Here is a 12141-nt window from a genome sequence, read left to right on the forward strand (position 1 = left end):
CATCCTTATTTAGCACGATAAATCAGCTGAACTTTATTATTATAAAGCAGCTCCGAAGGATGAATAGCTCGAGCACCTGGGATATCGTAAGCTGAGGTATTGAGATTAATCTTGGCGATATCCATATATGCTGCCCAAACCAGCTGTGAGCAGTAAAAGCTGTTTCTATTATTGGTGCGGTAGAAATTATAGTTATAGGGCTTGCCTACCTGTCTCCCTGCCCAATGTCCTGCACGCAAATCTTGTGAGACAGATGTTGACTTTACACCTGTTTGCCAAACATTATATTTTCCTACTTTTCCACGGCCTTCAAAATTATATTGAAATCTAACCCCATTTGTATTTGGGGAAGATTCCGCTGTAACCCATAATTTTTGAGGTGCTACTATTCCCGCATGCCAACTTCCTGAAATACCCCTATTTGTAATGGCAATCACACCATCTCGCCAGGTCCAGTTTCCATAACGTGCACGTGTACGGTCTGTCTTGTCGGGCACCACTGGTAAGTTATCAATTTTTTCCATAATCTTATTTTCTTTCATTTCTTGATCAACCATCTTCAAATACATTTCTTCCAGTTCTTTTTCCATTTTTCTTGTTTCTTGCGTATCTGCTGAACGGCTATTCTTCTCTAATTTTTTGACATGTTCTGCCATTCTTGCTTTCAAGTTATCCAAGGATTCGGCTTGTACTTGACCAGCTCCTCCAAATACTAATAAAGCAATGCTCATCAGTCCGATTGATACTTGCTTTTTCTTCTTCATAATGAATTTCCTCTTTTCTAATTATTTTTCTTTCATCTTAACATGGTTCTTCAATTCACAATCTTTCGTTTGAGTTAAGAAAAATTAAAACAGAGAAATATCCTGTATCCTCCAGAAATTCTTTAAGCTTTCGCAATCAACACAAAGAAACGTCAATAAAAAAGAAAAACTCCTGAACTATTAAGTTCAGAAGTCAATTTCAAATTGCCGATAGAATTTTTTATCAAAGGTCAAAAAAAGTCGCTTAGGCGACTTTTCTGGAGATTTTCTTACAAATCGTTGATGTCGAAGTCTTCACCAAGGAAGTCTGCGAGTGAGAAACCTTCTTGAGTTTCTGGAAGATCGTAGCTTGGTTTAGCTGCTTTACGTGGAGCGCGTGGTTTACGGTCACGTTTTTCACCATCTTCGTTATTACGAGCTGGGCGAGCTGGAGCTTCTTCCAATGCTTTGATTGAAAGTGAGATACGTTCTTCTTCAGGTTTCACGTCGAGAACTTTTACGTTCACAACTTGACCAACTTTAAGTACGTCTTTTGGATTTTCAACACGTTCCCAAGAGATTTGTGAAACGTGAACAAGTCCTTCAACGCCTGGGAAGAGTTCAACGAACGCACCAAAGTCAGTGAGACGTTTAACAGTTCCTTCAACAGTTGAACCAACTGGTGCTTTTTCTTCAACTTGTTCCCATGGGCCAGCTTGTGTAGCTTTAAGAGAAAGTGAAAGACGACCAGCTTCTTCATCAAGTTTCAAGATTTTAACTTCAACTTTATCACCAGGTTTTACAACGTCTGATGGACGTTTAACGCGGTTGTGGCTAAGTTCTGAAACGTGAACAAGTCCGTCAATACCACCAAGGTCAACGAAAGCACCAAAGTTAGTAACACGTGAAACAGTACCTTCAACGATATCGCCTTCGTTCAATTGAGCAAAAGCTTCTTTACGCATTTCGATAGTTTCAGCTTCAACTACAGCACGACGGCTAAGGATGAAGCGGTTTTCAGAAGCGTTGATTTCGATAATTTTAGCTTCAATTTCTTGACCAACAAATTTCTTAGTATCTTTAACGAAGTATGTATCAATCATAGACGCTGGGATAAATCCACGAACACCGTTATAGTCTACTGAAAGTCCGCCTTTAACGTCTTTAGTAACTTTAACTGTAAGGATTTCGCCTTCTTTACCTTCAAGTTCAGTCCAAGCTTTACGAGCTTCAAGACGTTTCAATGAAAGAAGGTATACATTTGCACCTTCAGCATCTTTACCAACGATTTGTTTGATAACAAGCAAATCAAGAATATCACCAGGTTTTACGAATGTATTGATATCAGCATCACGGTCGTTTGTGATTTCGCGAAGTGTAAGGACACCTTCAACACCTGTACCAACGATAGCAACTGTTGCTTGCCCGTTTTCGATAGTAAGGATTTCACCCTTTACGACGTCACGTACTTTAACGTCCTCAACGCTGTTTAACAATGTTTCAAATTCATTCATTTGTAAAAAAATTCCTCCAACAATTTGACTGTCTACAGTCTTATGACTTAGTATATCACAACTATGAGAGAAATGAAAGCTTTTTAATACTTTTTTTCTTCTTTTTTATAAAGAATACCCTTAAAGAGTCTAAAAGTTTATTTCGACTTGTCTTTACAGGATTTAGCGTAAAAAAATTAAGCCTCAATGGCTTAATTTTTTTGATGGAAAACGTTTTCTTTTATTTGCTCTGAAGGGAGTACTGTTTGTGCAAATAAGAGGCGATTTTTGCTTGTATCGCTCGGATCTGCCATATCTGAGACGACAACCGTACCATCTTCTTGAAGTGTCGGAATCGGCTTGCCTACTGGATAAAAATATAGTTTTGCCGAATGCTTATCGTCGGTCATAATATAAGGTATGCCGTATTCATCGTAGCCCCCTTTTACCATGTAATATTCACGCTTACCTAAAAGAAGTCGTATGCCATCAATTTGGCAATTCACACCCTCCTCAGTTGTCCATTTACCTTGAATATTCGAGTAATCGCCTTGAGCAATTTGTGCAGCCAGTTTCTCTGCTGTTTCTCCTTGTTCAAAATGCGACATCAACTGGGGGAGTATAATATTGTCATCAAATTGTGTGGTTTTTTCTTTGTAATTTTTACTCCAAATAAATGCGAGGCTCATTACCAATACTAAAGCGAGTAAAACAAGATTTCCTTTTCCAATTTTTTTCATATCCGTACCTTTAAATAAGTTTTTGATTATAATTAAATTATAACAAATTTAAAAATCAATCAAAAATAAAACGTGGGTTCCCCCACGTTTCTCTTATTTTATTGGTATTGCATAATTTGGCCATTTTTATAAGCAAAGTCAATCAACGCACCACCGAGACATTCATCACCATCATAAAAAACAACGGCTTGTCCTGGAGTGATGGCACGTACAGGTTCATCAAATTTGACAGCAACTTTATCACCCTTAACAGAGATTGTTACACCTGTATCTTCTTGACGGTAGCGGAACTTGGCTGTACAATGCATTTCAAATTCTTCTGGCATTGGACGCGTAAAGCTCAATTCACTGGCAGTTAAATTATCAGAGTACAAATGTTCATGATGGAAGCCTTGTCCCACATAAAGCGTATTTGTACTCAGATCTTTCCCTACTACAAACCAAGGATCACTCGTCGTTTGACCGTGTTGTCCACCAATTCCCAAACCACCACGTTGACCAATCGTATAATACATGAGTCCTGCGTGAGTCCCCATTTCTACACCATCAAGTGTCATCATTTTACCTGAAGTTGCAGGAAGATAGTTTGTTAAAAATTCTTTAAAATTCTTTTCACCGATGAAACAGATTCCTGTCGAATCTTTTTTCTTCGCTGTCGCAAGGCCTGCACGTTCAGCAATAGCACGTACTTCAGGTTTTTCCAAATGACCAAGTGGAAACATTGTTTTCTTCAGTTGGTCTTGTGACAATTGGCTTAAGAAATAAGTTTGATCTTTATTATTGTCCACACCACGAAGCATATGAACTGTGCCATTTTCGTCTGTGGTTACACGCGCATAGTGGCCTGTTGCTACGTAATCAGCCCCGAGTTCCATTGCGTAATCAAGAAAAGCCTTAAACTTAATTTCTTTATTACACATCACATCTGGGTTAGGGGTACGTCCTGCACGATATTCGGCCAAGAAATATTCGAATACGCGGTCCCAATATTCTTTTTCAAAGTTGACAGAATAGTAGGGAATACCGATTTGATCCGCTACTGCTGCTACATCTTTGTAGTCTTCTGTAGCTGTACATACACCATTTTCGTCAGTATCGTCCCAGTTTTTCATGAAAACACCAACGACATCGTAACCTTGTTCTTTCAGCATTAAAGCTGTAACCGAACTATCAACGCCACCAGACATACCGACAACGACTCTTGTTTTTGAATTATCCATTATTTGTTCACCATCTCTTTCTATTTTTATTAGATTTCCTATTTTTCTTTAGAAAAACAAAAAAGCTTACATTCAGTTGAAGGCTGAAGTAAATAATAGGTAACGATTTATTATACCAGTTTTTTCGAGAAATAAATAGACTGCGAAATGCTATAATAGAAATATGATTGAACACACAGATAATCCTTTAATTTTTAACATGGAAATCAATAAAAATAAATACGCAAACCTTGCGGAAACAAAGCGAGTTTGCCCTTTTTGCGATACGCCTAATCTCAAAGATATTTTGGACAGACAAGGGCACAAAATTTGGCTCAAAAACAAATTTCCCACTGTCGAAAACTCCTTGATGACGGTAATTATCGAGTCGGATAAACACCTCGGAGATGTGTCGACCTACTCCGTCCAAGAAAATAGAGAAGTCTTTCGCTTTGCTTTTGAATGTTGGCAGAAACTATTGGATAATCCCCAATATAAATCCGTACTTATGTTTAAAAATTTTGGCCCACATTCTGGCGGAACATTACGTCATCCACACATGCAGATTGTTGGTTTGGAAGAGGCTGATGGTTACGAACACATCTCTCCTGAAAATTTTGAAGGTGTGACGCTTAAAGAAAATAGTGTCGATATTACCATCTCTACTCGCCCGATTATGGGGTTTGTGGAGTTTAATGTCATCATTTCACAACTTGAACATATCGATCATTTGGCTGATAAGGTTCAGCGTATTACACAATATTTACTCAACGACTACATGAATGGGCGCTGTGATTCTTACAATCTTTTCTTCTATAAAATGCCGGACAGCCAGCGTTATATTTGTAAGATTGTCCCACGGTTTATCACTTCTCCTTACTATATCGGCTATAAAATCCCTCAGGTTAATAAAAATAATCGGTTAGAGGAAATTGCAAACGAGTTAAAAACAAAGCTGGACTAGTCCAGTTTTTCTTTTATAAATAAGAAATTAGGTTATAATAAATGTATGTTTGATTTTATCAAGAAAAATATTTGGCTAATGCTCGGAAGTTTTATCCTCCCTGCTGGATTACTTGCGATAGCTTTCGCTTTCCTCGGTATTTATTGGGGGAGTGACACTTCTATCCTCGCTGGCGATGCTTATCATCAGTATGTTGCTATACACACACTTTATCGCGATATTCTTCATAATAGTAACTTAGGTTTCCTCTATACTTTCACGAATGGTTTGGGGCTTAACCTTTATGCTTTTTCTGCTTACTATATGGGAAGTTTCTTCATGCCCCTGACTTATTTTTTCAATGTCCACACGATGCCAGATGCGCTTTATCTGATTACACTTTTAAAGTTTGGATCGATTGGTCTCTCAAGCTTTGTTGCATTGAAAAACATGTATAAATCGCTCTCCTCCCTTATCGTACTCGCGCTATCTACATCTTTTACCTTGATGAGCTTCTTAACGAGTCAAGTTGAAATCATCATGTGGCTCGATGTTTTTATCTGGCTTCCTCTCATCATCTGGGGCTTGCATGGACTTCAAGATTTCGGCAAGCGTAAACTGTATTTCATCAGCTTAAGCCTTCTCTTCATCCAAAATTACTATTTTGGCTTTATGGTTGCGATTTTCTTAGTGTTGTACTTTTTAGCACGTTCGACATTTGCAAAGTGGTCATGGAAAAAGTTTTTTGATTTTGCAATTACTTCAACACTGTCTGCTGTGACCAGTTTAGTGATGCTTCTTCCAATGTATCTTGATCTGAAAGCGAATAATACACAAGCTGTTTCGCAAATCACTGATTTTTGGACACAAAACTCCGCCGTTTTTGATCTTTTTTCTAAAAACTTCGTGGGGGCCTATGATACAACTCAGTATGATGCTGTCCCAATGATTTATTTAGGACTCATCCCCTTCCTCCTTGCTCTTACCTTCTTCTTTCTCCCTCAAGTAAAATGGCGAACCAAAATAGCTTTTGGAGCCCTACTTGCGTTTCTGATTGCCTCTTTTTATCTGCAAGTTTTAGATTTGGCTTGGCAAGGGATGCATTCTCCAAACATGTTTTTACATCGTTATGCTTTCCTTTTTTCTCTTCTCCTTTTACTTATGGCCTGTGAAGTTCTCACGCGATTCAAGTCTTTAAAACTCTGGATGACTTTAATCCCCTTTGTGCTGCTTTCCCTTGGGTTTATTGCTGCTGCTTTACTCGGAGACTATCCTTATCTCGATACGCTACAGCTTGCGCTGACCCTGCTCTTTGCCCTGGCTTACTTCTTGGTTCTTCTTACCTACTTTAAACAATGGCTTCCTTGGAGAGCTTTAGCTGCTATCCTTGCTTTGTTCATGTGTGCAGAAGCAGGTTTAAATGGCTACTACCAGCTCGCAGGAGTTAAGAAAGAATGGAATTTTGCCAGCCGAAAATACTACAACACTCAAACTTCATTCATTCAACCTCTCGCCCAAAATGTTATTGAACGTTCTGGAGATACCTTTGTGCGCACAGAAAATACGGTGCCCGATACAGCAAATGATGGCATGAAATATAATTATAATGCCTTATCACAGTTTTCTTCTGTCCGTAATAGTAATTCCAGTCGGGTCCTGGGACTTTTAGGGTTTCATACAGACAGTACCTACCTTAATCTCCGCTATCCTGAAAACACGTTACTCATGGATTCGCTTCTTTCCATAAATTATAATATCAATCAATTTCAGCCTGAGAAATACGGTTTTAAGCAAATAAAACCTTCTTTATTTGAAAATCAAAATGCACAGTCAGCGGGGATATTTGTAAAAGATGGCTACAAAGATGCCGTTCTGAGCAGTTCAGAAAGAGCAACAATAAGTAATCAAGAAGCCTTTCTTCGTCATCTGACGCACAGTAAAGAAAAATATTTTACGCAGATTTATCCCGACTCAGAAACCAGTAACAGCACGATAAGCGGCGGGAAAGAACAAGTTACCCTGAGACGTAAAGCCGAAGAAGACGGTGGTGTTTCAGTGACTTATGCACTTACCGTGCCCGCACATAGTCAGGCTTATCTTGAGTTACCTGAAGTAAGCTATATTAATGATAATTCAAAAATGACCACGATTACCATTCATTCTGGAAAAAAAGTGCTTCATTCTTACAACGTCAATAGTAAAGATGTTGGTAATTTTTATAATTTGGGAACTTCTGAAAAGGAGACAAAACTAACGGTGAGTGTTTCCTTCCCGGAAAATGCACAAGTTTCCTTTGGCATCACAAGATTCTGGGCTTTGGATAACACCAAATACCAAGCAGCTATGGATAACCTGAAGCAAACTCAGGTGAAAACTCAACAAGTAAAAAATGGACTTCGTTTGACTTATAATGCCAAGACTTCTGGTGACCTTTTCCTCACATTACCTTATGATAAAGGCTGGTCCGCCAAACTGGATGGACATGCCGTAACATTAGACAAAGCCCAAGAAGGCTTCATGAAAGTCACCGCTCCTCAAGGTGAACATGTCGTAGAACTTTCTTTCTTCCCTCAGGGCTTAAAAGCTGGGATTACATGTTTTGTGGGGGGAATTGCTCTCTTTGCTGTCTATGATTTCTTGAATAGAAAAAAACGGCCTTAAGTGCACTGTCATTAAGCACAGTCCTCATCTAAAGCGAATGCAGTCTTTCTGTAAGAATAAAATCCCCCACCAACTCCTGTGACGTTTGGTGGGGGATTTTATTAATGCTATTGCCCTTAAGGGCTTTTATTCACTGCTTTCTTGTACTACTGGTGTACGATGATTGCTGGACGGACTCCTCCATGATAAAGGTTACCTGTGATGGCAAAACCAGTTAGCTCACCAGCCCGGAGGCCGTGGTGCGCTAGCCAAGATTGCCCCTCACCAGACCCGGTACGTAACACCCACCAAGTGTTACGTGCACCCATACGTGACCTCATGTTAGGGAAAGGGCCTTCTGGTGTAGACAAGCGAACTACATCCGCAAAGGATAAAGCGAAAGCTTGAGCCGTGCCACCCGAATTCACAGCGGTCACGTCAGATGCTGCTGCAGGGAAGGAAGCCAAATTGGCAGGTAACCAACCGGTTTCGTCTACCCAAATGGCATCGACCAATCGGTAAGTCGGTGCTGGATCGGGTACAGACACAGGTTGAACCATCCCTCTAACCTCAGCGTCAAGGCCACTGAACCAGTTGCTTAGGACTTGGGGTTGGTCGTTGAAACTTGTATTCCGAATAGCTTCGTGTCGGATAATCATATGGTTACTGTTGCCCATGTCTTCAAGGTAGAGGTACTCTTCCCCTGCCATGGTGAAAACACGGCCAGGAAGCATAGTGTCAAAGTTAAAGTCTGACGGTGGAGAGTCAACCTCATAACGTGGGTTGCTTGTTCCCGTTTCATTCATCGAGTTGTTCTTAATTCCTGTAAGGAAAGCTTCTAAGCGGCTGTCGCCACCTGGGAGAAACTCCTCACTGTTATCGGGACTGATCAGCTGACTATCGACATGGATACCATAATAATAACTGCCGTTAAAGACTGTATCTTCGATAGCCTCCGTCAGTTCTGCAGCATCCAGAAGGTAAGAGCTGGCGTTTCCGGGCTCCAAGAGCGAGGCCCAATAGGCCCAACCTGTGGTGTGGTCCACGACCCAGAAGTCACCGATTCCCCCGGCCAAATCCCTGCACTGTTATCAAAGGTGTCCCCACTTGACCAGTAGGCATCTGTACCATCCCCAGGGTGGGTGGTGCCATCGGTTGTCCCATCGGTTGCCCCTGAACCTGCGATATAGTCCCGGGCATGACCGGCAGCTGCTGTCCTTAGGTCTAAGTTGTCATGGTTGAAGGTCGGCATGTACCATGGGGCTGTCTCTCCTTCACGGCTCCAGCCAAAGGTCAGCTGAGCATAGCGGTTAAAGGCGCTGGAGTTCCCCGTATCGGCACGCTGATTGATATTGTTTGCACTTGGGATCCAGGTGATCCAAGAGGCTAAGTTGTCCCGTTCACTGCCAGGGACGAGCGGTGTAAAGTCCTCGTCTCCTCTTTGGTACTCCAAGAACTCGGACAGACGGATACGAGCCATGATGGGACGTTCGCCATAGTTTTCCACAAAGACATCCTTGTTTTCGGTGTCTCTGTTGTAGTGGTCGTGTACACGGCCACCGACATTGACCTGTACAGTGTTTTCTCGGTCATTGATGGCTTGTTGGTTGAAGGCCTGGAAGGCCATGGTCCCGCCGATTAAGCCAAGCAAGGAGAGGATGGCGATGTTCCGTAGTTTACGTTTCTTTTCTGGTGTCATAATAATACCTTTTCCCTTTCTTTGTCTTTCTTTATGATTCTTTTTTTTATCTTTACTTCTTTTAACCTGCCCCTCAGCACTAAGGGTCAGAGTACGGAAAAAACGCTCCAGTGGTCCAGAGCGTTTTGGGGCAAGCAAAAATAGGCGGTTATCTACCGCGTGCTGTGCTGTGCTGTGCTGTGCTGTGCTGTGCTGTGCTGTGCTGTGCTGTGCTGTGCTGTGCTGTGCTGTGCTGTGCTGTGCTGTGCTGTGCTGTGCTGTGCTGTGCTGTGCTGTGCTGTGCTGTGCTGTGCTGTGCTGTGCTGTGCTGTGCTGTGCTGTGCTGTGCTGTGCTGTGCTGTGCTGTGCTGTGCTGTGCTGTCTGATTATAAGTCATAGCGTTTTCCTCGTCAAGTCTTTTATTACATATATCTAAGAATGTTTCTTATTTAATTCTAACATTTGTAGTTTTGATGTCAAAATGATTTCATTATAGTTTCATTTATATGAAAGTTCTTACGATGGGAAACAAAAAAGTTCCAACACTTTTTACAGTGTTGGAACTTTTTACTTGTATTGACTTAAGAGCATTCCCTTAAGTGCGGTTTTTTGTTTAACTTTAATGCTGGCGAATTAAAGTGTTCTTGAAAGAATATTTATCCGCACGATAATAAGAAATATCGTATAAGATAGGACGAGCGTCTAAGGCAAAAGCTGTGGAGTGTACGCGGAAAACCGGACTATTCACTTTCACTTCCAGCAACTGAGCAAGCTCTTCGGTAGCCAGAATGGCTTCAATCTCTTGGTGCGAATAGCCAATTTCTATTTTCTTCTCAATAATGGAAAAAAGGGATCCAGTCAGCTCTTTCTCCGTTGCTCCCGTGATTAATTGTTCTGCAAAATAGAGTTTTTCTAAAGTCATTGGCTCATCGTCAAGCAAACGCAATCGCTGTAATTCCACCAGTTCCGTTGTGTTATTCAGTGCTTTTACAACTTCGTCTGGCACTTCCTTCAATTTTTTAAAATTCAGCAGACGGGTTTGCCCAACTTTCCCCATAGCTTCTGCTGCTTCGGTAAAGGACTTCAATCCCATGCCTCCGCTTTGAATCTTGGGTTGTTCAATCACATAAGTGCCTTTTCCTTTTTTCTTGATCACAATCTGTTTGGTCATCAAATCTTCCATGGCTTTACGGACAGTCAAACGGCTCACGCCAAATTCCAATGCCAAATCATACTCAGAAGGAAGTTTTTGAGCAGACACATATGTACCTTGCTCAATTCTTTTTTCTATTTCTTCAGAAACAACTAAAAACTTAGCTTTGCTTTCTTTTCGTTCAATATTCATTACCCTTATTTTATCACGCTTATCTTCTTTTTTAAAGTTTCTTATTGACAGAGCCTCTCGATACTTTCCATGTAAATTTCTACCATTTGTTTAAGATGCTCAATGTTTATATATTCATTTTCCTTATGGGCAATTCCTTTTTCACCTGGAAAAGATGGACCAAAAGCCACAATGTTCGGCATTGACCGCGCATAAGTCGCTCCTGTCGTTGTGACAGGTTGACCATTTAACCCTGTCACTTTTTCATAAATGCTCGATAGCTCTTGTATTTCTTGCTTCGTCTTGTCAACGTAGGTTCCGGGTAGACTGCGGATAATATTGATGCTTGTGCCTTCATAAAGATTCTCGCTTAGAGCATTAATGACCTGCTCTTCTGTCACAGTTACCGGATAGCGAATACTAAGCGACAGATGAATGTCATTGTTTTCTCTTTTGATTTTGTATGGCGTAAGTATTAAACGCCCGCTTTCTTGATCCGAAAAGGCAATACCTATTCCTTGACCAAAATGTTTTTCATGAAAGCTCTGTGTGATCCATGAGAAATAGTCCCTCAGCTCCTTATTTTCTAAATTATTTTGAAGCACACTTGCCAAGGCAGTAATTGCATTTTTTCCTAATTCTGGCGCATTGCTTGGTGTCCGCAATCCTTTGGCACTATAAGTCTGAGGTCCACCAGAGAGCTGAATATCATCAGGAACAAAGTCTTTAGCCATCTCACCATGAAAATCGCCCAATGTATCCAGTACACCGTGAGCAAATCTTGTCGTCAACTCAAGAGCAACAACGCCCCGCTCCCCGTAAACTACTGGGAACTTGCAATCCGGTGTAAAACCAAAAACAGGGGCCTTTTCTTCGGACAAATAAAGGGGCACATCCGCTGATCCGCTTTCTTCATCAGTCCCAAAAATAATGCGTATCGGCAGACGAGGTTTGAAATTTCTTTCCTTTAGTAATTTCAAAGCAAATAAACAGGACAGGATGGGGCCCTTATTGTCTAACACACCTCGCCCATAGAAATAGCCTTCACGCTCATCAAGCTTAAAGGGAGACGATAACCAGCCTTGCCCATCCGCAGCAACCACATCAAGGTGACCAACCACTCCGATATATTCCTCACCTTCTCCTAATTGAGCATAGCCCATGGCATCTTTGATGATTTGGGTTTGTAAACCGTAAGTTTTGGCTTTTCCTATGACATAATCTAACACTTGACGGGCTTCAACTCCAAAAGGCGCTCCAGCTTCGGCCTTCCCTTTGACGCTGGGAATTGCGATTGCTTCTTTTAACAGCGCAACATACTCTTCCCAATTTTGTTCAATTTCTGTCCTATACATTTCTTACCTCTTTAGAATGCTCTTCT

General features: G+C 41.1%; 9 protein-coding genes and 1 pseudogene. 2 read left to right on the top strand and 8 right to left on the bottom strand.

Translation table 11 applies throughout. The annotated features are described in order from the left end of the window. Nucleotides 1–5: 5 nt before the first annotated feature. From PYW30_RS06220 to mnmA, 4 genes are all read right to left on the bottom strand, one after another. Entirely contained in the window at nucleotides 6–764 is a 759-nt protein-coding gene (locus PYW30_RS06220) for a YiiX/YebB-like N1pC/P60 family cysteine hydrolase (protein WP_174412121.1), read from the bottom strand. Between the two features lie 269 nt (nucleotides 765–1033). After that, nucleotides 1034–2257, bottom strand: a complete 1224-nt coding sequence (gene rpsA / locus PYW30_RS06225) for a 30S ribosomal protein S1 (RefSeq protein WP_004256275.1) — start codon at nucleotides 2255–2257, stop codon at nucleotides 1034–1036. A gap of 191 nt (nucleotides 2258–2448) precedes the next feature. Further along, on the bottom strand, nucleotides 2449–2976 hold the full coding sequence (locus tag PYW30_RS06230; RefSeq protein ID WP_042219446.1) for a hypothetical protein: 528 nt from the start codon (nucleotides 2974–2976) through the stop codon (nucleotides 2449–2451). A 98-nt stretch (nucleotides 2977–3074) separates the two neighbouring features. Next, nucleotides 3075–4199 carry a tRNA 2-thiouridine(34) synthase MnmA gene (gene mnmA, locus PYW30_RS06235; protein ID WP_023890022.1) on the bottom strand — a complete coding sequence of 375 codons (1125 nt, stop codon included), beginning with the start codon at nucleotides 4197–4199 and terminating at the stop codon, nucleotides 3075–3077. A 160-nt stretch (nucleotides 4200–4359) separates the two neighbouring features. On the opposite strand from mnmA, the gene PYW30_RS06240 reads away from it, so the two are divergent. After that, the gene (locus tag PYW30_RS06240; protein ID WP_019299454.1) at nucleotides 4360–5139 is read left to right on the top strand and encodes a DUF4931 domain-containing protein; all 780 of its coding nucleotides are present in this window, start codon (nucleotides 4360–4362) and stop codon (nucleotides 5137–5139) included. Between the two features lie 45 nt (nucleotides 5140–5184). Continuing rightward, nucleotides 5185–7779: a YfhO family protein gene (locus PYW30_RS06245; RefSeq protein WP_042219443.1), complete on the top strand. Its 2595-nt coding sequence runs from the start codon at nucleotides 5185–5187 to the stop codon at nucleotides 7777–7779. A 146-nt stretch (nucleotides 7780–7925) separates the two neighbouring features. On the opposite strand, the pseudogene PYW30_RS10650 reads toward PYW30_RS06245, so the two are convergent. The 4 genes and pseudogenes from PYW30_RS10650 to PYW30_RS06270 form a co-directional block, all read right to left on the bottom strand. Continuing rightward, a pseudogene (locus PYW30_RS10650) lies at nucleotides 7926–9457 on the bottom strand (hypothetical protein). Nucleotides 9458–9605: 148 nt separating this feature from the next. Next, nucleotides 9606–9833, bottom strand: a complete 228-nt coding sequence (locus tag PYW30_RS06260; RefSeq protein ID WP_275090558.1) for a hypothetical protein — start codon at nucleotides 9831–9833, stop codon at nucleotides 9606–9608. Nucleotides 9834–10055: 222 nt separating this feature from the next. Further along, nucleotides 10056–10781, bottom strand: a complete 726-nt coding sequence (locus PYW30_RS06265) for a GntR family transcriptional regulator, LSA1692 subfamily (RefSeq protein WP_042219282.1) — start codon at nucleotides 10779–10781, stop codon at nucleotides 10056–10058. 41 nt (nucleotides 10782–10822) lie between these two features. Next, complete coding sequence (locus PYW30_RS06270) at nucleotides 10823–12115, bottom strand: Sapep family Mn(2+)-dependent dipeptidase (RefSeq protein ID WP_042219284.1); 1293 nt, start codon at nucleotides 12113–12115, stop codon at nucleotides 10823–10825. Nucleotides 12116–12141: the final 26 nt, after the last annotated feature.

The organism is Lactococcus garvieae subsp. garvieae, from assembly GCF_029024465.1.
Taxonomy (GTDB): Bacteria; Bacillota; Bacilli; order Lactobacillales; family Streptococcaceae; genus Lactococcus; species Lactococcus garvieae.